Origin of the sequence: Oxalicibacterium flavum (assembly GCF_014635065.1) — a bacterium.
GTDB classification, from domain to species: Bacteria; Pseudomonadota; Gammaproteobacteria; order Burkholderiales; family Burkholderiaceae_D; genus Oxalicibacterium; species Oxalicibacterium flavum.
Window position 1 is genome coordinate 390,894 of sequence record NZ_BMCG01000002.1, and the last position, 20,968, is coordinate 411,861.

Sequence of the window (20,968 nt, forward strand, 5' to 3'; positions counted from 1 at the left end):
TCTTTAATTGAACAAACGCAGCGCCCGCGTGGAACCGGCTGGAATCTCGGACGATTCCATGTCGGCATAGAAGGCATCGATCTGGCCCGAGATTTCGGCCAGGGCGGCTTCCGACAGCGGCTGACCGCCGTCGTCAACTACCGTGCCGTCGAGGCGCGAGGCCAGCGAACGTGCGCAGGCGACCATCGCCGCAAAGCCTTCGCGCTGCGGGCTGACTGCCGGCACGTCGAGCAGGAGCGTCAGGCGGCTGGTGGTTTCCTCGGCCAGCGTGACGTTGGTCGACAGCGAGAACAGCACACCGCCGTCGCCGTCCGGCATCACCAGCCGGCCTTCCGGGCGCACGTCGAAACCCTGGCGCTCGAGCGCCGACAGCAGCGTGGTCACCGACCATGGCGCGCCGTTGGACTGCACATTGATGCCGAGCTTGGCATCGTGTTCGGCGACAAAATGATGCAGCGAACGCGCGGTCGTCATCACCTCGGTCATGTCGGGCACATCGGGATCGGCATCGAATTCGTCGGCGATCTGGCGCAGGCGCATGACGAATTCCGAATATTCGAGCTCGTTGAGCGCATTGTTGCGGTTGGCAAGCTGCACGCCGGCCATCAGCGAGACATAGACGCTGCCATGGGTGATGGCTTCCCAGCCGCCATCGGCGCGCTGGCCGACGAAATGGATCGGCTTGCCGCCCACCGAACGCAGCGACTGCGTGGCGGCCAGCACCTTCTCGCCGCGCAGCTGCGCGTTCAGCGCCAGCGGCACCGTGCAGTCGATCAGATAATCGACCGGCAGTTCGCGTTCCTCGGCCAGTTGCAGGTTGTCAACCGGCGCCGGTGCTTCCAGCGGCGCGTCGGCGGAAACATCGGCCGGCACATCCTGCGCCGCGCCTTCCTGCTGCACGGCATCGAGATCGGCCTGCGACAGATGCGGCTCCTGACGTTCGCCGACAGGCAGGCTGCCAGCGCCCATCAGCACGTCGTCATGCGAAGACGAAAAGGCGCGTTCCACGCTCTTTTTCGCCTTGTGCTCCTGCCACTTGTTGTAGGCAACGACACCGACGACGATCACGCCGCCGATGACGATCAGGCTCAGTTGAAGATCGGTCATGCGGCACCGCCCGTCGCGCAGAGAAGCGGCGCAGCACTTGCGCCCGTATAAAAAACAGATCGTTTCATGATTGTCCGGTTTCCGCGGAACGGCGCTCTGTCCATGGATGGGACGCCGCGCATTCCGTATTGCATTGGGAGAAAGTATTACAAAGCGGGCCGGCCGACGCAACACCTGCCGTCGTCCGTCCCGCCATCGTTGGTTCCATCTTCACGTGCGCATTCATCGTCAGGCAGTCGCAAAGTCGGCCGCCGACTCCATATCCACGGCCACGATACGCGAAACGCCCTGCTCCTGCATGGTCACGCCGATCAGCTGCTGCGCCATCTCCATCGCGATCTTGTTGTGCGAGATGAAGAGGAACTGCGTGTGCGACGACATGCGCTTGACCATGTTGCAGAAGCGCTCGGTATTGGCATCGTCCAGCGGTGCATCGACCTCGTCGAGCAGACAGAACGGTGCCGGATTCAGCTGGAACATCGAGAACACCAGCGCGGTCGCCGTCAGCGCCTTCTCGCCACCCGACAGCAGGTGGATGGTCGCGTTCTTCTTGCCCGGCGGCTGCGCCATGACCTGCACGCCGGAATCGAGAATCTCTTCGCCGGTCATGATCAACTTGGCCTGGCCGCCGCCGAACAGGATCGGGAACAGTTCGCCGAAATGCTTGTTGACCTTGTCGAAGGTGTCCTGCAGCAGTTCGCGCGTTTCCTTGTCGATCTTGGCGATCGCATCTTCCAGCGTGGTGATCGCCTCGGTCAGGTCGGCATTCTGCGCATCGAGGAAGTTCTTGCGCTCGGAGGCCGCCGCCAGTTCGTCGAGCGCCGCCAGGTTGACCGCGCCCAGTGCCGCGATCGCATTGGTCAGGCGCGTGACCTCGCCCTGCAGATAGGACGGCCGCATGTCCGGGTTCAGCTTCTCGGCCAGCGCGGCTTCGTCGGCCTGCGCCTCGGCCAGCTGTTGCGCGTACTGTTCCTGATTCAGGCGCGCCGCCTGCTCCTTCAGCTGCAGTTCGGTGATGCGGTCGCGGATCGGCTGCAGGCTGCGTTCTGCCTGCATGCGCGCCTCGTCGTGGCCGCGCAGGGTCTGCGTCAGCTGGTCGAGTTCGTGGCGTGCATCGGCCAGCGCGCGTTCCTGCTCGGAACGCTTGTCGAGCAGCGTCTGCAGGCCGGCCTGCGCCGCCTGGTCGTCCAGGCTTTCGAGTTCCAGCGAGCCCTGCTGCATGTTGGCGAACAACTGCGCCGCCTGCTCGAGCGCGGTGGCGATGCTGCGTTTCAATTCCTCGATCTTGTTGCGCTGCGATTTTTCCGAGAACTCGGCTTCCTGCGCCGCGCGTTCGAGTTCGCGCACGCGCTGGCGCGCATCGTTCAACTGCTGTTCCTTGGTCAGGTAATCGGTCTGGCCGTTCTCGTGGGTTTCCTGCAATTCGGCCAGTTCGGCGTCGAGCTGCTCGAACTTGGCTTCCGACTCGGCACGGACCTGCTGCTGCTCGGCTTCCTGCGCGGCGATTTCCTCGAGGTCGGCGGCAATCTGCGAACTGCGCTGGTTGAAGCGTTCCTGCACTTCCGACTGCTTCATGACGTCGATCTGCAAGCCGTGCACGGCCTGCGTCAGCGTACCCACGCGCTGGCGGATTTCCTGCAGGCGCTGCGTGGCCTGCGTCAGTGCGGATTCGGCACGCACCGAGCGCGACCTGGCCTCGTCGGCCAGCATCTGCTGCGCGCGCAATTGCTTGGTGATGTTCTCGATTTCCTGCTGGCGCGCCAGCATGCCGTCCTGCTCGGAATCCGATGCATAGAAGCGCACGCTCGAGCGGCCGATCACGTGGCCCTGCTTCGTCGCGAAGCAGGCGCCTGCCGGCAGCTTGCTGCGGTCAACGAAGGCGGCCGCCGTGTCGTCGGCGACATAGACGTTGTGCAGCCAGTCCTGCATCAATGCGCGCAGGCCCGGATCGTTGAGCTGCAGCAGGCTGAGGAAGGGTTTGAGCCCAGGCGCCGCTTCGGCCGCTGCGCCGACCGCCGCATTCGGCGAGAACAGCGCGAGCTTGGCCGGTGGCGCGTCATTGAAGAAGGCCTTGGCCCAGTCGAGATTCGAGACTTCGAGCGCCGAGGTGCGTTCGCGCAGCACGGCTTCGAGCGCAGTTTCCCAACCCTGGTCGATCTGCAGCTTCTGCCACAGGCGCGGCAGGTCGCCGAGTTCGTGCTTCTGCAGCCACGGCTGCACCTTGCCCTGCGTCTGCACGTTTTCCTGCAACTGCTTGAGTGCAGCAAGGCGCGCCTCGAGCTGGGCGTTGTTGGCGGTTTCGGTGTTGACCTGCTGCTGGGCGGTGCGGCGTTCTTCTTCCAGCTTCGGCAACTGCTCCTGCGCTTCCTCGAGCTGGGCGGTCGCTTCTTCGAGCGTGGCCTGCTTTTCCTCGAGCTGCATCTTCAGGTTGGACAGATGCGTGGAATCCGGCAGGTTCAGGCCCTGCTTTTCCTGCATCAGGCGTTCGCGGCGCGTCGCCAGATTGGCGAGAATGCCCGAGGCGTTGCGCTGGTGCGCCGATTCGAGCTCGATCTGCTGCTGCGCCTGCATGATGCGGCCGCGCGATTCGGTGGTCTTCAGTTGCGCCTCGCGCCATGCCTGCTCGAGTTCCGGAATGCGCTCGCCTTCGCGCTGCGCGACTTCCTGCGCCTGCTCGACGCGCATCGCCTGTTCCTCGAGCTGGATTTCGGCTTCGGCCAGGTCCTCCTGGTATTGCGAACCCTGGCGCTGCCACTGGTCGCGCTGTGCGGTCAGCGAATTCAACTGCGACTGCAGGCGCGTGCGCGATTCGATGACGAACTTGATCTGCGCTTCCAGGCTGCCGATCTCGGAATTGGTCTGGTACAGATGGCCCTGCGCCTGGTGCATGCGGTCGCCGGCCGCATAGTGCGCCTGCCGCATGTGTTCGAGTTCGGCTTCGACGTGGCGCAGCTTGGCGGTCTGTTCCTCGAGTTCGATCTGCGCCTTTTCGATGTCGCGGAAGAATTTTTCCTGCTCGGTCTTGGCTTCGTTCTTGCGCAGCAGCCACAGCAGCTTCTGCTTCTCGTCCTGCTCGGCCTGAAGTTCGTGGAATTTCTGCGCGACGGCAGCCTGGCCCTGCAGCTTTTCGAGATTGGTGTTGAGTTCGCGCAGGATGTCTTCCACGCGCAGCAGGTTTTCGCGCGTGTCGTGCAGCCGGTTTTCCGTCTCGCGGCGGCGTTCCTTGTACTTGGACACGCCGGCGGCTTCCTCGAGGAAGATGCGCAGTTCCTCGGGACGCGCCTCGATGATGCGCGAGATCATGCCCTGGCCGATGATGGCGTAGGCGCGCGGGCCGAGGCCGGTGCCGAGGAAGATGTCCTGGATGTCACGGCGGCGCACCGCCTGGTTGTTGATGTAGTAGGTCGAGGTGCCGTCTCGCGTCAGCGTGCGCTTGACTGCGATCTCGGCGTACTGGCTCCACTGGCCGGCGGCCTTGCCGTCGCTGTTGTCGAACACCAGTTCGACCGAGGAGCGGCCGGCCGGCTTGCGGTTGGTGGTGCCGTTGAAGATGACGTCCTGCATGGACTCGCCGCGCAGTTCGGACGCCTTGGATTCGCCCAGTACCCAGCGCACCGCATCGATGATGTTGGATTTGCCGCAGCCGTTCGGCCCAACCACCCCGACCAGTTGGCCCGGCACCTGAAAATTGGTTGGATCCACGAACGACTTGAATCCGGACAGTTTGATGGAAGTTAAACGCACGTTATCGACCGTTCCCAGGATATACAGCAAGAATTCAATCGCTCCGCCCGAACGAACGGGACGGCTGATGAGCCCGCGTCGCGTCCTTCGGCGGGGCTTGAAAGGGCCTAATCATAGCATTTGATGCAATGAAAAGAGGCTGAAATACAATCGGCGGCGGCAAATGGCACGTCCAGGTCAGGCATGCCTAAATAAGAACGCCGCCAACGGTATAATGTTGCCAATCCGAATCCTGCCCGCCGGGCCTCCACCTTCATTCTGCCGCGATCAGCCGTGAATCCTCTTCTGAACCAGCTCCAGCCCTACCCGTTCGAAAAACTCAAGCAACTCTTCGCCGGCGTCCAGCCCGATCCTACCTACGGTCCGATCAGCCTCGGCATCGGCGAACCGCGTCATCCGACGCCGGCCTTCATCAAGCAGGCGCTGGCCGATCACCTGGACGGCCTGGCGAGCTATCCGACCACCGCCGGCAGCGACGCGCTGCGCCAGACCATCGCCCACTGGCTCGAACGCCGCTACGGTCTGCCGGCACTCGACGCGGCCACCCAGGTGCTGCCGGTCAACGGCTCGCGCGAAGCCCTGTTTGCCCTCGCGCAGACCGTGATCGATCCGAACAGCAAGGCGCTGGTGGTCTGCCCCAACCCGCTGTACCAGATCTATGAAGGCGCGGCCTATCTGGCCGGCGCCGAGCCGTATTTCGTCAACTGCGATCCGCAGCGCAATTTCGCGCCCGACTTTTCGGCCGTCACGCCCGAGGCATGGGCGCGCGTGCAACTGCTCTACGTCTGCTCGCCCGGCAACCCGGCCGGCGCGGTACTGACGCTGGACGACTGGAAGGAACTGTTCGCACTGTCGGACCGTTACGGCTTCGTGATCGCGGCCGACGAATGCTATTCGGAAATCTACTTCAAGGACGAAGCGCCGCTGGGCGCCCTGGAAGCCGCGCACAAGCTGGGCCGCACCGGCTATCCGCGCCTGATCGGATTTTCCAGCCTGTCCAAGCGCTCCAACGTGCCGGGCATGCGCTCGGGCTTCGTCGCCGGCGATGCGGCCATCCTCAAGAAATTCCTGCTCTACCGCACCTACCACGGCAGCGCCATGAGTCCTTCCGTGCAGAGCGCCTCGATCGCGGCCTGGAACGATGAACAGCACGTGATCGACAACCGCCAGAAGTACATCGCCAAGTTCAGGCAGGTCACGCCGCTGCTGCAGGAAGTGCTGGACGTCGAACTGCCGGACGCCGGTTTCTATCTGTGGGCCCGTGTCGACAAGCTGGCGAACATCAGCGACGTCGAGTTCGCGAAGCGCCTGTATGCCGAATATAATGTGACGGTTCTGCCGGGCAGCTATCTGGGCCGCGAGGCGCACGGCATCAATCCCGGCACCAACCGCGTGCGCATGGCGCTGGTGGCCGAGGTTGACGAATGCCTGGAAGCCGCGCAGCGCATCGTCACCTTCTGCAAGAAGCTGGCAGGCTGACGCGCCCGCCGGTTTCACTTACCACTTCACCCTTTTCACTCATCAACGAAGAAGCTAGGACATGACTCAACAACTCGAACAACTGATCGACCAGGCCTGGGAAAACCGTGCCGATTTCTCGCCCAAGAACGCGCCTGCCGACGTGCGCAATGCCGTCGCCGCCGTCATCGAGGAACTTAACAAGGGCACGCTGCGCGTGGCGCAGAAGATCAACGGCGAATGGATCGTCAATCAGTGGATCAAGAAGGCCGTGCTGCTGTCGTTCCGTCTCGAGGACAACGTGGCCCTGCCGGCCGGCGGCAACATGCAGTTCTACGACAAGGTACCGACCAAGTTCGCCAACTACACCGAGGCCGATTTCGCGGCCGGCGGTTTCCGCGTGGTGCCGCCCGCCGTGGCACGCCACGGCAGCTTCATCGGCAAGAACGTGGTGCTGATGCCGTCCTATGTCAACATCGGCGCCTACGTCGATGAAGGCGCCATGGTCGATACCTGGGCCACCGTCGGTTCCTGCGCACAGATCGGCAAGAACGTCCACCTGTCGGGCGGCGTCGGCATCGGCGGCGTGCTGGAACCGATGCAGGCCAACCCGACCATCATCGAGGACAACTGCTTCATCGGCGCGCGCTCCGAGATCGTCGAAGGCGTGATCGTCGAGGAAAACTCGGTGATCTCGATGGGCGTCTACATCGGCAAATCGACCAAGATCTACGACCGCGCCACCGGCGAAGTCAGCTATGGCCGCATCCCGGCCGGCTCGGTCGTGGTGTCGGGCAACCTGCCGTCGGCCGATGGCAAGTACAGCCTGTACTGCGCCGTAATCGTCAAGAAGGTTGACGCGCAGACGCGCTCCAAGACCGCGATCAACGAACTGCTGCGCGACTAAGATCGCGGCGGCGACGCCTCGTCCTGATCTCACCTACCTGAAAAGCGGGAGCAAGCATGGCAATGGATCGGTTGTTTCTCTTGATGAAGGAAAAGGCGGCATCCGACCTTTTCATTGCCGTCAATTCGCCGATCCATATCAAGATCAACGGCCAGTTGATTCCCGTGAATCAGACCAGGCTCGATCAGGCCGGCGTCATGGCCCTGCTCAGGGAAGTGGTGTCGCCTGCCAGGCTGGAAGAACTGGAACGCGACAATGAGCTCAACATCGGTATTCCGGTGTCGGGCGTCGGCAGTTTCCGGCTCTCGGCCTTCCGTCAGCGCGGCAGCATCTCGGCCGTGCTGCGCTACATTCCGGGCGACATTCCTCCTTTGGACAGCCTGCTGCTGCCACCGATTCTTTCCGAACTGATCCTCGAAAAACGCGGCCTGCTGCTGGTCGTCGGTGCCACAGGTTCCGGCAAATCGACCACCATCGCTTCCATGCTCGATCATCGCAATGCACAGCGCACCGGGCATATCCTGACGCTCGAGGACCCGATCGAATTCCTGTTCCGCAACAAGAAATCCATCGTCAACCAGCGCGAGATCGGCAGCGATTCGCGCGACCTGTCGGTGGCGTTGCGCAACGCGCTGCGGCAGGCGCCGGACTGCATCCTGATCGGCGAGATCCGCGACAAGGAAACCATGTCGGCCGCCCTCGCCTATGCGCAGTCCGGCCATCTGGTGGTCGCCACCCTGCACGCGAACAACAGTTATCAGGCGCTGATGCGCATCATCAACTTCTTCGCGCTCGAGCATCGCCAGTCGCTGCTCAGCGATCTGTCCTCGACGCTGCGCGCGATCGTCTCGCAGCGGCTGGTCGGCACCGTTGACGGCACACGGCGTGCGGCGGTGGAAGTCATGATGAACACGCGTCACGTGGCTGAACTGATCGAACAGGGCGAACTGGCGCAGATCAAGGACGCCATCGACAACAGCATGTCGCCGGGTTCGCAAACCTTCGAGCAGGCGCTCATGCAGTTGATCCAGGACGGCATCGTCAGTCAGGAAGAGGCGCTTGCGCATGCCGATTCGGCCAGCAACCTGTTCTGGCTCATCAACAACAACGGCAGGAAGCCGGAAGACGACGCGCCACCGCAGGAAGAAGGCGCCAGCTTCACCGAATTCACCCTCAAGATGTAATCCCATGACCATCACCCTGTACGGCATTCCCAACTGCGACACCGTCAAGAAGGCGCGCACCTGGCTCGAAACCAACGACATCGACTACACCTTCCACGACTTCAAGAAGAACGGCATCACCGCCGCGCTCGTCGCGGGCTGGCTGCAGGACGTGCCACGCGACACGCTGATCAACCGCAAGGGCACGACCTGGCGCAAGATTCCGGACGAACAGAAGGCCGCGATCACCGACGATGCCAGCGCCGTCGCGCTGATGCTCGAAGCGCCCTCCGTCATCAAGCGGCCGGTGCTGACCGGCGCCGGCCAGACCAGCGTCGGCTTCTCGGCCGATGCCTATCAACAGATTTTCAAGAAATGACCATCATGAGCAAGACGCTCGCCCTGACCGAAGAACTGATTTCCCTGTCCTCCGTCACGCCACGCGACGAAGGCTGCCAGACCCGCCTGATCGAACTGCTGGAACCGCTGGGCTTCCAGTGCGAAACCATCGAATCCGGCGGCGTCACCAACCTGTGGGCGCGCCGCGGCACCGCGCAGCCGCTGCTGGTGTTCGCCGGCCACACCGACGTGGTGCCGACCGGCCCGCTCGAGCAGTGGACCTCGCCGCCGTTCGAGCCGACCCAGCGCGACGGCAAGCTCTACGGTCGCGGCGCGGCCGACATGAAGACCTCGATCGCGGCCATGGTGGTCGCCGCCGAGGAATTCGTCGCCGCCCATCCCGATCACAAGGGCTCGATCGGTTTCCTCATCACCAGCGACGAGGAAGGCCCGGCCATCGACGGCACCGTGATCGTCTGCGATGCACTGAAGGCGCGCGGCGAACAGCTCGACTACTGCGTGGTCGGCGAACCGACCTCGTCCAACGTGCTCGGCGACACCATCAAGAACGGCCGCCGCGGCACCATGTCGGGCAGGCTGACCGTCAAAGGCATCCAGGGCCACATCGCCTATCCGCAACTGGCGCGCAACCCGGTGCACGAACTGGCGCCGGCACTGGCGGAGCTGGTCGCCGAGAAATGGGACGACGGCAACGAATACTATCTGCCGACCTCGTGGCAGGTATCCAACATCCATGCCGGCACCGGCGCCTCCAACGTCATTCCGGGCAGCGTGGTGGTGGATTTCAACTTCCGTTTCTGCACCGCCAGCACGGTGGAAAGCCTGCAGCAGCGCGTACACGCGATCCTCGACCGCCACCAGCTCGACTACGACCTGGCATGGACCGTCGGTGGCCATCCGTTCCTGACGCCCAAGGGCACGCTCAGCGAAGCAATGGCAGCCGCCATCCAGAGCGAAACCGGCGTCGCCACCGAACTCTCGACCACCGGCGGCACCTCGGACGGCCGTTTCATCGCGCGCATCTGCCCGCAGGTCATCGAGTTCGGCCCGCCCAACGGCAGCATCCACAAGATCGACGAACACATCGAAGTGCGCTTCATCGATCCGCTGAAGAACATCTATCGGCGCACGATGGAAAACCTGCTGCTGTAAATCCTTTCCACGGCAGGCAGATGCGCTATGCTCGTGCTGCCTGCCGCTTGCGCCCCGATCCATTCTCTACACGCCATCATGCCGATCCATCCCCAGGAATTCACCACCATCCGCGACCTGCTGCGCTACGCCGTCACGCGCTTCAACACCGCCAACCTGTTCTTCGGTCACGGCAGCAGCAACGCGCTGGACGAGGCCGCCTACCTGATCCTGCATACGCTCAAGCTGCCGCTCGACAAGCTCGATCCCTTCTTCGACGCGCGCCTGCTGCAGAACGAGGTTGATGCCGTGCTGCGCGTGATCGACCAGCGCGCCGACGAACGCCTGCCGGCGGCCTACCTCACGAACGAAGCCTGGCTCGGCGGCTACCGCTTTTATGTTGACCAGCGCGTGATCGTGCCGCGCTCCTTCATCGCCGAACTGATCCCCGAGCAGTTCTCGCCCTGGGTCAACAACCCGGACAAGGTCGAGAACATCCTCGAACTGTGCACCGGCTCGGCCTGCCTGCCGATCCTGCTGGCCGACGCCTTCCCGAACGCGCAGATCGACGCCGTCGATATTTCGCCCGATGCGCTGGCGGTGGCCGAACGCAACGTTGCCGAGTACGACCTGCAGGAACGCATCACGCTGATCGAATCCGACCTGTACACCAATGTGCCGGACCGCAAATACGATCTGATCGTCACCAATCCGCCCTACGTCAACGCCGCCTCGATGAGCAAGCTGCCGCCCGAATACCTGGCCGAGCCGCAGATCGCGCTGGCCGGCGGCGAGGACGGCATGGACCTGGTGCGCAACATCGTCGAGGGCGCGCGCTCGCGGCTGACCGCGCACGGCCTGCTGGTGGTCGAAGTCGGCAACGAACGCGCCTATGCCGAAGCCGCCTTCGCCGACCTCGACCTGACTTGGGTCACCACCAGCGCCGGCGACGACATGGTGTTCCTCATCACGGCCGACCAGTTGCAGTAAGCGTCAGGCGTCATATAATTTTTGCAACCTGTGACGGCTTGTGCTGTCATAGCGTTGCATTCGTTTTTGGTTTTCCCCCGTTGATTTGAAAGACCGCGACCGTTATCCGTCGCTCAGTACCGTTCATGATCCGTTTCCAGCAGGTTTCCCTCATGCGCGGCGTCAAGCCGCTTCTCGAATCAGTCGATGTCACCCTCAATCCGGGCGACAAGATCGGCCTGATCGGCGCCAACGGCGCCGGCAAGTCCAGCCTGTTTGCGATGCTGCGCGGCGAACTGCATGCGGACCAGGGCAGCGTCGATTTTCCGGCGCGCTGGCGCGTCGCGCACGTGGCGCAGGAAACGCCGGCGCTCGACCGTAGTGCAATCGACTACGCGATCGATGGCGACACGACGCTGCGCCGGCTGGAAGCCGAACTCGCGCAGCTCGAAAGCCAGCCCGACACACCCGAGAATGGCACGCGCCTCGGCGAACTGCACGGTGCGCTGGCCGACGCCGGCGTCTATACCGTCCGTTCGCGCGCCGAGCAATTGCTGACCGGCCTCGGCTTCTCGCTGGCGCAGATGGAACAGCCGGTCGCCAGTTTCTCCGGCGGCTGGCGCATGCGCCTGAACCTGGCGCAGGCGCTGATGTGCCCTTCCGACCTGCTGCTGCTCGACGAACCGACCAACCACCTCGACCTCGACGCCATCCTCTGGCTCGAGGACTGGCTCAAGCGCTATGAAGGCACGCTGCTCGTCATCTCGCACGATCGCGATTTCCTCGACGGCGTGGTCAACGTGATCGTCCACATCGACGAGCGCAAGCTCAAGCGCTACAGCGGCAACTATTCAGCCTTCGAGCGCCAGCGTGCCGCGCAGCTCGAACTGCAGCAAGGCATGTTCGAGAAGCAGCAGCGGCAGCGTGCGCATCTGCAGTCCTTCATCGACCGCTTCAAGGCAAAGGCCACCAAGGCACGCCAGGCGCAAAGCCGCATGAAGGCGCTGGCGAAGATGGAGGAACTGGCGCCGCTGCGCGCGGCCGCCGAGTTCTCGTTCGAGTTCCGCGAGCCGGCCAGCGCACCCAATCCGCTGCTGGTGATGGAAGACGTAGACGCCGGCTACCGCAGCGAAGATGCCAGGAGCGGCGCGGTAACCGAAAAGAAGATCGTCTCCGGCATCAATTTCTCGCTGCAGAGCGGCCAGCGCATCGGCCTGCTCGGCGTCAACGGCGCCGGCAAATCGACGCTGATCAAGACCATCGCCACCGAGATCGCGCCGCTGAACGGCAGCGCCCATACCGGCAAGGGTCTCGTGATCGGCTACTTCGCGCAGCACCAGGTCGAGATGCTGCGGCATGACGAATCGCCGCTGTGGCATCTGATGCGCATCGCGCCCGATACCCGCGAACAGGAACTGCGCAACTTCCTCGGCAGCTTCAACTTCGACGGCACCATGGCGACCAGTTCGATCGCGCCGTTCTCCGGCGGCGAGAAGGCACGCCTGGCATTGGCGCTGATCGTCTGGCAGCGCCCCAACCTGCTGCTGCTCGACGAACCGACCAACCACCTCGACCTCGAAACGCGCGAAGCGCTGACCATGGCGCTCGCGCAGTTCGAAGGCACGCTGGTGCTCGTCTCGCACGATCGCCACCTGCTGCGCGCCACCACCGACCAGTTCCTGATCGTGGCCGACGGCCGGCTGCAACCGTTCGACGGCGATCTCGACGATTATCGCGACTGGCTGTTCAAGACCAAGCTGGCCGGCAAGGAAGCGGTCGCGCCGCTGCCAGCGGCCAGCGAAGCGTCGAAGGAAAGCAAGCCGGCAGCCCCGGCCATCGACCGCCGCGAGCAGAAGAAGCTCGAAGCCGAGCAGCGCCAGAAACTGGCCGCGCTGCGCAAGCCGATCGACGCGCGCATCAAGCGGCTCGAGGAACAGATGGCGAAGTGCAATGCGCGCAAGAGCGATCTCGAAGCGCAGCTCGCGCAGGAAAGCATCTACGAGGCATCCAACAAGGATGCCCTCAAGCAGCTACTGACAGACCAGGCCTGGTGCACCAGGGAACTGGCGGACCTGGAGACCGAATGGCTGGAACAGCAGGAAACGCTGGAACAGCTCGATTCCTCAACCTGACAGCGGGATTTCAATGAGCGCCATTCCTTCCCTTTCCATCATCGGTTGCGGCAAGCTGGGCCGCTCGCTGGCACGCATGCTGGTCACGCACAACAGCGTGCTGCTGGCCGACATCCTGAATCACGACGTCGCCAGCGGCGGTCGCGCCACCGCCTTCATCCGCGCCGGCCGCGTCGCACGCGGCTATGGCGATCTGCGGCCGGCAGACATCTTCCTGATCGCAGCACCCGACGACCAGATCGAAGGCTGCTGCGCGGCGCTGGCACAGACCGGCGCGCTGTCGGCCCGCAGCGTGGTGTTCCATTGCAGCGGCGCGCTGCCGTCCACCGTGCTGGCGCCGGCACAGGCGCAGGGTGCGGCGGTCGCCAGCATCCATCCGATCCGCACCTTCGCCATGCCGGAGAAGGTCATCGACGACTTCGCCGGCACCTACTGCGGCGTGGAAGGCGACCGGCGCGCGCTCGACGTCCTGACACCGCTGTTCAACGGCATCGGCGCGCGCTTCGTGCCCATCGAGCGCGACGCCAAGGTGTACTACCACGCGGCTGCCGTGTTCGCCTCCAACTACCTGGTGACGCTGCTCGACACCGCGATCCAGACCTATGCGCGCGCCGGTATTCCGCAGGACGTGGCGCAGAAGATGATGTCGGTGCTGGTGCGCGAGACCGTCAACAACGTGTTGCAGACCGGCCCCGAGCAGGCACTGACGGGACCGATCGCTCGCGGCGACATCGATACGGTCAACCGCCAGTATCACGCGATCAATGCGGTGGAACCGGCACACGGCAGGCTCTACAAGCAGCTTGGTCTGGCGACTGCACGGCTGGCGCAGCGGCGCAAGGCGGCCGAAGCGGCGCAAAAGGAATAAGGCCGGCGGCCAGCGCCGAATTACAGCGACTCCATCACCGCGCGCAGGAACGACTGCGTGCGCTCGTGCTGCGGATTGCCGAACACCTGTTCCGGCGTACCCTGCTCGACGATCTTCCCTTCCGAGAAAAAACAGATGCGGTCCGCGAATTCCTTGGCGAAGCCCATCTGGTGCGTGACCATCAGCATGGTCAGGTCGTGCTCGTCGCCCAGATGACGGATCACGTTCAACACCTCGCCGCACAGTTCGGGATCAAGCGCCGAAGTCACCTCGTCGAACAGCATGATCTGCGGCCGCATCGCCAGTGCGCGCGCGATCGCCACGCGCTGCTGCTGACCGCCCGAGAGCTGCGCCGGATAGTGGTCGAGCTTGTCGGCCAGCCCCACGCGCTCCAGCAGTTCGGCGGCGCGCGCCTGCGCTTCCTTCTTCGACAAACCCAGCGCGGCGACCGGCCCTTCGGCCGCATTCTCGAGCGCCGTCATGTGCGGGAACAGGTTGAAGTTCTGGAACACCATGCCGATGCGGCTGCGCCCTTCGCGCTTCCAGCGTTCGCTGGCGCGCACCAGGCTGCCGTTTCCCGGCATGTGCGTGAGCGGACGGCCATCAACCTCGATCAAGCCGTCGTCGATGTCTTCCAGCAGCATCAGCATGCGCAGCAGCGTGGATTTACCGGAGCCGCTGGGACCGATCAGCGCCACCTTTTCGTTGCGTGCGATGTCGAGATCGAGCGCGTCGAGCACGGTCAGCGGACCGTAACGCTTGGTCACGCCCTGGAAACGCACGATGGGAGAGTCAACGGAAGAAGGCAAAGGATTCGTCATGCCGTGGTCCTGGTCTGGGTGGATGGCAATTGCAGGCGAAGTTCCAGTCTGCGCACCAGCAGCGCCACCACGATGCTGATGATGAGAAAGAAGATGCCTGCCAAGGTGATCGGCTCCAGGTAGCGGAAGCTGCGCGAGCCGATGTTCTTGGCCTGCAGCATGAGTTCCACCACCGTGATCGCCGACAGCACCGGCGTGTCCTTGAACATCGCCACAAGGTAGTTGCCGAGCGCCGGCACGATGGGCCGCAGCGCTTGCGGCAGGATCACGCGGCGATAGGCATGCAGGCGCGGCATGCTCAAGGCCTTGCAGGCTTCCCACTGGCCGCGCGGAATGCCGTCGAGCCCGGCGCGATAGACTTCCGCCGCGTAGCACGCGTAGTGCAGCGCGATGCCGGCGATGCCCGCGCTCCATGCCGACAGCGTCAGGCCGAATTCCGGCATCACGTAGAACAGGAAATAGAGCTGGATCAGCAGCGGCGTGCTGCGGATGAATTCGATCACGGTGGCGGCCGGCCACGACAGCACGCGCAGCGGACTGCGGCGCATCAGCGCCAGCAGCAGGCCGAGCACCAGCGCGATGCTGAAGGCGACCAGCGTGATGACCACGGTGTTGACCGCAGCCCGCAGCAGGTCGGGCAGGATGCTCCACGCGAAATCCAGATCGACAAGCTGCTCCATCAATGCTGCTCCCGCACGATGCCGCGCGTGAAGCGGCGCGCCAGCAGGCGCATGCCGAGATTGATGCATTGCGCGAGGATGAAGTACAGCAGCAGCGTGATGCCGAAGATCTCACGGCTCTGGAAGGTCAGCTGCACCAGCTGGTTGGCGCGGAAGGTCAGATCGGCCATCGTGATCAGCGACACCAGCGCCGTGCCCTTCAGCAGTTCGATCAGCAGATTGGTCGCCGGCGGAATCGCGTTGACCAGCGCCTGCGGCAGCACGATGCGCAGGAAGCGCCGCAGCGGCGGAATGTTGAGCGCGATGGCGGCCTCGATCTGTCCGCGCGGCACGCTCTGCAGGGCGCCGCGCATGACTTCCGCGCCATAGGCGCCGATGTGCAGCCCGAGCCCGAGCACGGCGACCGTGAAGGAACCCATCTCGACATTGAACGGCGGCAGCGGCAATACGTAGTACAGCCAGAACAACTGCACCAGCAGCGAGGTGCCGCGGAAAACTTCGATATAGACGTTGGCCAGCCAGCGCAGGCCGCGCCAGCGCGACAGCTTGGCAAGCGCGGCGGCGAAGGCCATGACCACCGCCAGCAGCGATGCGAGCAGCGTGATTTCGAGCGTGACGAGTACGCCCTTGAGCAGCAGCGGCAGCAGTTCCATCATGCGCCTGTCCCATCACCCAATGCCGGTAAAGCCGAGGAATGCGCACGCATCATGGCTGCTCCCAGTCCGCCAGCCTGCGTTCGGTCAGGTTCGAGCGGTCGAAGCCGAACGGCGCGACGGTTTGCATGTGTTCGTCGCTGCCTATCCACTCGCGCAACGCAGCGTTGACCACATCGCGCAGGTCCTGGTCGCTCTTGCGGAAGGCCAGCGCGCCGTAGCCCATGTGCGCGGGATCGTCGTGGAATTCAAGCACGGCTTCCATCTTCCCCTTGCTCTTGGCCGCCATGTCCTTCATGGTCAGGCGCGTGCCGACCGCCGCATGCGCGCGCCGCGTCTTCACGGCCTGGAACTGCGCGATGGTGTTGGGCACCTGCAGGATCTGGCTTTCGCGCACGCCGCCCTTGATCGCGTAATCGTATTCGGCGGTGCCGGCCATGACGGCGAGCTTGAGCGATGGATCGCGCGCGATGTCGGCAAAGCTGTGCAGGCGGCGCGGATTGCCCTTGCGCACCAGCAGCGTGTCGTCGAGCTGGTAATGCGGATCGGCGAACAGCACCTGCTGCATGCGGTCCGGCGTGATGTACATGCCGGCCGCGATGACGTCGAAGCGATTGGCCTGCAGGCCCGGAATCAGCGCGCCCCATTCGGTCAGCACCGCCTTTACGCGCGGGATGCCGAGCCGCGCGAAGACGGCCTTGGCGATCTCGGGCGATTCCCCGGTGACTTCGCCGTCGAGATCGGCATAGGCGAACGGCACTTCGTTGGCGTAACCGATGCGGACCTCGCCGGTGCGCTGGATGCGCTCCCAGGTGGTTTCGGCACGGATGGAGAAGGACGCCGATAGACCGGCAACGACCAGGATCGCCGCCGCAAGCCGTCCGATTGCAAGCTGCATCGCGGCTCCTCGTTGCGGATGAATGGACAGGCAAGCCGGCTGGTGCCGTCTTGCCAGCGTGCCATATTAACGAAGCAATTTATGCGATGTCAAATCGTTCGTATTGAAATTAATCAATATCATCGAGGTTTGGAACCTCCCGGCCGCCCGCCTTCGCCCTGCGTTCTGCAGGAAATTTGATCTACATCCGGTTTCCCGGCTGCGTGCAGGCGCATGCTGTCTCCATTGCAAGCGATGGGAGAATGGGATGCTGGACATAGTCGTCAGAGGTTTGCTGGTGGCCGGCGGCGCCATCACCAGCTGGTTTGTCGCGCACGATGCGCTCAACTACGAGATCGTCCGGATGGCGGCCGCGATCCTGATCTTCGTGCTGATGGTCGCGCTGGCGACCTTCTGGCGCGTCATCTGGAGCGGGATCGCGAGACTGTTCGGCCGGCAGCAGCCGAAGCCGTAGCAGCTCTACAGGAGCCGCAGCGCCTGCTCGAGGTCGGCGATCAGGTCGTCGGACTCTTCGAGTCCGATGTTGAGCCGTACCAGTTGCCCGGCATGCGACCAGTTGGCGCGCATGCCCTGCATGCGGTACGGCACGGCCAGGCTGTGCACGCCGCCCCAGCTGAAGCCGATCCTGAACAGCTTGAGGCCATCGACGAAACGGTCGGTCTGCGCCTCCGCGTATTGCGGATCGAACAGCACCGAGAACAGCCCGCCGGCGCCGCTGAAATCGCGCTGCCAGTGAGCATGGCCGGGGCAATCGGCGAACGCCGGATGCAGCACGGCAGCGATCTCCGGCCGCTCCTTCAGCCAGGCCGCGACCTTGCGCGCCGCGGCGTCGTGCGCCTCGAAGCGCAGCTTCATGGTCGGCAGGCTGCGCAGTACCAGATAGGCATCGTCGGGACCGACACCGAAGCCGAGCCGCATGTGCGCCATCTCCAGCCGCTCGTTGAGCGCGCGATCGCGCGTGATGACGGCGCCCATCAGCACGTCGGAACCGCCGGACTGGTACTTGGTCAACGCCTGCATCACGATATCGACGCCCAGATCGAAGGCGCGCAACGCAAGGCCTGCGGCCCACGTGTTGTCGAGCGCGACCAGCACGCCCTTCTCGTGCGCGGCCTGGCAGATCGCCGGCAGGTCGGGCACCTCCATCGAGACCGAACCCGGCGCCTCGGTCCAGATCAGGCGCGTCTCGGGACGAATCAGTGCGGCAATGCCGGCACCGACCATCGGATCGTAGTAGCGCACTGTGATGCCGAAATCCTGCCGCAGCCAGTTGGCGAGTTCGCGGCTCGGGCTATAGACATTGTCCGGCAGCAGCACGTCGTCGCCGGTCTTGAGAAAGGCGAAATCGACCATCGCGATCGCCGCCAGCCCGCTCGGCGCCAGCACGCAATGACGGCCATCCTCGATCTCGGCCAGCCGCGCTTCCAGCGTGAAGGTGGTCGGCGTGCCGTGCAGGCCGTAGGTGTAGCCGCTCTTGTCCTGCCAGTTGCGCGCACGCATGGCGGCGACGTTCTCGAACAGCACGGTGGAGGCATGATGGATGGCTTGCGGCAAGGCACCGAAGCCGTCGGGCGCACGGTAGTCGCTGTGGATCAATGCAGTCTGCAACGAGCGGCGATCTGTCACGTGCGGTTCCTCCGAAGATGTTTACTGTGGGGTGCGCGTTCCTGCTGAGGCGGCAGCGCCGGTAGCCGGCACGATCTGCAGCGCGAAAGGCTTGGTGACCTCGCCATCGGCCGACATCCATTCGCCGGTGACGCGGTCGCCGGCGATGGTGCCATCCCACTGGCCGGAGATATGCGTGCCGTCCTGCGATTCCTCGAGCAGCAGGATGTCGCCCTCGATCTCGCCGGCCAGCAGGATTTGCAGCGACTGGCCGAAGAAGAAGTATTCGCCCTCCACGCCCTCGTCTGCCGGCACCTTGGGACGAATCGTGACCTGCACGCCGTCGTCGCCGATGGTGCCGCGCAGATGCACGGCCTGACGGAAGGCGGCCGGCACGCCGGTGGTCTGCACCTGCGCCATCGGCGCCACGTCGGCAGCGAAAACCGGGCCGGCCAGCAGGCTGGCCGCCAGCGTGGCCGGCAACAGAATGGCTTTCATCATTGCGCCTCCCCCCACATATCGTGGGCATCGGCCGCGGTGATCGTGACGTCTGCGAATTCGCCGACCTTGAGCTTGCGATGTGGCTCATACGGCGGCTTGACATAGACCACGCCGTCGATCTCCGGCGCATCGGCAGCGGAACGACCGATGCCGCCGCTGCGGTCGAGCTCGTCGATCAGCACGCGCATGGTCTTGCCGACCTTGGCCTGCAGGCGCTGCCTCGAGATTTCTTCCTGCAGCAGCATGACGCGCGCGCGGCGTTCCTCGCGCACCTCTTCCGGCACCGCGCCCGGAATGTCGTTGGCGGTCGCGCCTTCGACCGGTGAATAGGCGAAGCAGCCGAGACGGTCGATCTGCGCTTCCTTCAGGAAGTCGAGCAGGTATTCGAACTCGGCCTCGGTCTCGCCGGGAAAGCCGGCGATGAAGGTCGAGCGGATCGTCAGGTCGGGACACATCGCGCGCCAGGCCTGGATGCGTTCGATGTTCTTCTCGCCGCTGGCCGGGCGCTTCATGCGCTTCAGCACGTCGGGATGCGCGTGCTGCAGCGGCACGTCCAGATACGGCAGCACCTTGCCCTCGGCCATCATCGGAATCACCTGATCGACGTGCGGATACGGATAGACGTAGTGCAGGCGAATCCACGCGCCGTATTGCGCGGCCAGGTTGCCGAGCGCCTCGGCCAGCTGCGTCATGTGGGTCTTGACCGGCTTGCCGTTCCAGAACCCGGTGCGGAACTTGACATCGACGCCGTAGGCGCTGGTGTCCTGCGAGATCACCAGCAATTCCTTGACGCCGGCCTTGAACAGGTTTTCGGCTTCCAGCATGACGTCGGCGATCGGACGCGAGACCAGGTCGCCGCGCATGGATGGAATGATGCAGAAGCTGCAGCGATGGTTGCAGCCTTCGGAAATCTTGAGGTAGGCGAAATGCTTGGGCGTGAGCTTGATGCCCTGCGCCGGCACCAGATCGATGAAGGGCGCATGCGGCTTGGGCATGTGAACGTGCACCGCATCCATCACCTCGCCCAGCGCGTGCGGGCCGGTCACCGCCAGCACCTTGGGATGCACCTTGGTGATGATGTCGTCGCCGTCGGCATCCTTCTTGGCGCCGAGGCAACCGGTCACGATGACCTTGCCGTTCTCGTGCAGTGCCTCGCCAATGGCGTCGAGCGATTCCTGCACGGCGGCATCGATGAAGCCGCAGGTATTGACGATGACCAGGTCGGCGCCGTCGTAGGATTTGGCGGTGTCGTAGCCTTCGGCGCGCAACTGGGTAAGGATTTGCTCCGAATCGACCAGCGCCTTCGGACATCCGAGGGAAACGAAGCCGATCTTGGGCGCAGCTTGGGGAACGTTGATCATGTGGAAACGGCAAAAAAGCGGTGAAAAATCGAATCCGCTATTGTACCTGCACGGCCCGTCCGCCTGTCGGACAATACGCTACCGGGTGTTGTACCGTATCACGAGCGCAATGACTGGCCGTCGCGCTCTGCCAGCGGGGTGAATCCGCCGAACGGGGCAGCCGCGGTCCTGTGCTCCTGGGCGGGCATGAGCAGCGTGCCGACCTCCCTGGTGCCGACCGCCGTGGCCGTGGCATCGCCGGACGGGCGGTCCTGAAATTCGACGAAGGACTGGATGCTGCGTTCCAGATGAGCGCCCATGGCCTGCCCGTAGCAACGAATCATCTGCGCCAGCGCCTGGCAGGTCAGCATCGGCGCCGCCCCCGCCTCTTCCTCGACCATGATCTGCAGCAGGATGCTGCGCGTGATGTCCTCGCCGCTGCGCGCGTCAACCACTGCAAACGAGGCATTGTCGCGCACCAGTTGCCTGACATCGGCCAAGGTAATGTAGGCGCTCGTCTGCGTATCGTACAGACGACGATTCGGATACTTCTTGATCAGGCGCTCGGCAAACTTCTTTGCATTCGTCATCGGAAATCCCTGTAGGCAGTGCAAGGCTTCTGAACAAACCG

Annotated in this window: 19 protein-coding genes; 9 read left to right on the forward strand and 10 right to left on the reverse strand. The window is 64.0% G+C overall.

The features are described 5' to 3' along the window. Positions 1-3: 3 nt before the first annotated feature. Together IEV38_RS05320 and smc are read right to left on the reverse strand one after the other, a co-directional pair. Entirely contained in the window at positions 4-1,107 is a 1,104-nt protein-coding gene (locus tag IEV38_RS05320; RefSeq protein WP_188395132.1) for a cell division protein ZipA C-terminal FtsZ-binding domain-containing protein, read from the reverse strand. Positions 1,108-1,335: 228 nt separating this feature from the next. Beyond that, positions 1,336-4,851, reverse strand: coding sequence for a chromosome segregation protein SMC (smc, locus tag IEV38_RS05325; protein ID WP_188395133.1), 3,516 nt, complete (start codon positions 4,849-4,851; stop codon positions 1,336-1,338). A 273-nt stretch (positions 4,852-5,124) separates the two neighbouring features. On the opposite strand from smc, the gene dapC reads away from it, so the two are divergent. From dapC to IEV38_RS05365, 8 genes are all read left to right on the forward strand, one after another. Further along, entirely contained in the window at positions 5,125-6,330 is a 1,206-nt protein-coding gene (dapC, locus tag IEV38_RS05330; RefSeq protein ID WP_188395134.1) for a succinyldiaminopimelate transaminase, read from the forward strand. 61 nt (positions 6,331-6,391) lie between these two features. After that, positions 6,392-7,216 carry a 2,3,4,5-tetrahydropyridine-2,6-dicarboxylate N-succinyltransferase gene (gene dapD / locus IEV38_RS05335; RefSeq protein ID WP_188395135.1) on the forward strand — a complete coding sequence of 275 codons (825 nt, stop codon included), beginning with the start codon at positions 6,392-6,394 and terminating at the stop codon, positions 7,214-7,216. Between the two features lie 56 nt (positions 7,217-7,272). Further along, a complete protein-coding gene (locus tag IEV38_RS05340; protein WP_188395136.1) occupies positions 7,273-8,400 on the forward strand; it encodes a PilT/PilU family type 4a pilus ATPase in 1,128 nt (375 codons plus the stop codon). Between the two features lie 4 nt (positions 8,401-8,404). After that, a complete protein-coding gene (locus tag IEV38_RS05345; RefSeq protein WP_188395137.1) occupies positions 8,405-8,758 on the forward strand; it encodes an ArsC family reductase in 354 nt (117 codons plus the stop codon). 5 nt (positions 8,759-8,763) lie between these two features. Then, entirely contained in the window at positions 8,764-9,891 is a 1,128-nt protein-coding gene (dapE, locus tag IEV38_RS05350; RefSeq protein ID WP_188395138.1) for a succinyl-diaminopimelate desuccinylase, read from the forward strand. 78 nt (positions 9,892-9,969) lie between these two features. Continuing rightward, positions 9,970-10,860 (forward strand): 50S ribosomal protein L3 N(5)-glutamine methyltransferase, encoded by an 891-nt coding sequence (prmB, locus tag IEV38_RS05355; RefSeq protein WP_188395139.1) that lies wholly within the window; start codon positions 9,970-9,972, stop codon positions 10,858-10,860. Positions 10,861-10,985: 125 nt separating this feature from the next. Next, entirely contained in the window at positions 10,986-12,971 is a 1,986-nt protein-coding gene (locus IEV38_RS05360) for an ATP-binding cassette domain-containing protein (protein ID WP_188395140.1), read from the forward strand. Between the two features lie 13 nt (positions 12,972-12,984). After that, positions 12,985-13,839 (forward strand): Rossmann-like and DUF2520 domain-containing protein, encoded by an 855-nt coding sequence (locus IEV38_RS05365; protein WP_188395141.1) that lies wholly within the window; start codon positions 12,985-12,987, stop codon positions 13,837-13,839. Between the two features lie 20 nt (positions 13,840-13,859). Here IEV38_RS05365 and ehuA read toward each other — a convergent pair whose 3' ends face one another. The 4 genes from ehuA to ehuB are packed head-to-tail and all read right to left on the reverse strand — an operon-like array spanning position 13,860 to position 16,891. Continuing rightward, positions 13,860-14,660: an ectoine/hydroxyectoine ABC transporter ATP-binding protein EhuA gene (gene ehuA / locus IEV38_RS05370; RefSeq protein ID WP_308633549.1), complete on the reverse strand. Its 801-nt coding sequence runs from the start codon at positions 14,658-14,660 to the stop codon at positions 13,860-13,862. Next, on the reverse strand, positions 14,657-15,340 hold the full coding sequence (gene ehuD, locus IEV38_RS05375) for an ectoine/hydroxyectoine ABC transporter permease subunit EhuD (RefSeq protein ID WP_188395454.1): 684 nt from the start codon (positions 15,338-15,340) through the stop codon (positions 14,657-14,659). Before ehuD ends, ehuA begins: the two co-directional genes overlap by 4 nt. After that, positions 15,340-15,996 carry an ectoine/hydroxyectoine ABC transporter permease subunit EhuC gene (gene ehuC / locus IEV38_RS05380; protein ID WP_188395142.1) on the reverse strand — a complete coding sequence of 219 codons (657 nt, stop codon included), beginning with the start codon at positions 15,994-15,996 and terminating at the stop codon, positions 15,340-15,342. Before ehuC ends, ehuD begins: the two co-directional genes overlap by 1 nt. A gap of 49 nt (positions 15,997-16,045) precedes the next feature. Beyond that, a complete protein-coding gene (gene ehuB / locus IEV38_RS05385; protein ID WP_188395143.1) occupies positions 16,046-16,891 on the reverse strand; it encodes an ectoine/hydroxyectoine ABC transporter substrate-binding protein EhuB in 846 nt (281 codons plus the stop codon). A 247-nt stretch (positions 16,892-17,138) separates the two neighbouring features. Here ehuB and IEV38_RS05390 point away from each other — a divergent pair, with 247 nt between their 5' ends. Further along, the gene (locus IEV38_RS05390; protein ID WP_188395144.1) at positions 17,139-17,345 is read left to right on the forward strand and encodes a hypothetical protein; all 207 of its coding nucleotides are present in this window, start codon (positions 17,139-17,141) and stop codon (positions 17,343-17,345) included. A 5-nt stretch (positions 17,346-17,350) separates the two neighbouring features. On the opposite strand, the gene IEV38_RS05395 is transcribed toward IEV38_RS05390, so the two are convergent. The 4 genes from IEV38_RS05395 to phaR all read right to left on the reverse strand — a co-directional run bounded on the left by IEV38_RS05395 (position 17,351) and on the right by phaR (position 20,927). After that, complete coding sequence (locus IEV38_RS05395) at positions 17,351-18,517, reverse strand: cystathionine beta-lyase (protein WP_188395145.1); 1,167 nt, start codon at positions 18,515-18,517, stop codon at positions 17,351-17,353. 21 nt (positions 18,518-18,538) lie between these two features. Continuing rightward, entirely contained in the window at positions 18,539-18,997 is a 459-nt protein-coding gene (locus IEV38_RS05400) for a hypothetical protein (protein ID WP_188395146.1), read from the reverse strand. After that, the gene (gene rimO / locus IEV38_RS05405) at positions 18,994-20,358 is read right to left on the reverse strand and encodes a 30S ribosomal protein S12 methylthiotransferase RimO (protein ID WP_188395147.1); all 1,365 of its coding nucleotides are present in this window, start codon (positions 20,356-20,358) and stop codon (positions 18,994-18,996) included. The genes IEV38_RS05400 and rimO overlap by 4 nt, the downstream gene beginning before the upstream one ends. Before the next feature lie 98 nt (positions 20,359-20,456). Beyond that, a complete protein-coding gene (phaR, locus tag IEV38_RS05410) occupies positions 20,457-20,927 on the reverse strand; it encodes a polyhydroxyalkanoate synthesis repressor PhaR (RefSeq protein WP_188395148.1) in 471 nt (156 codons plus the stop codon). Between the last annotated feature and the right edge of the window lie 41 nt (positions 20,928-20,968).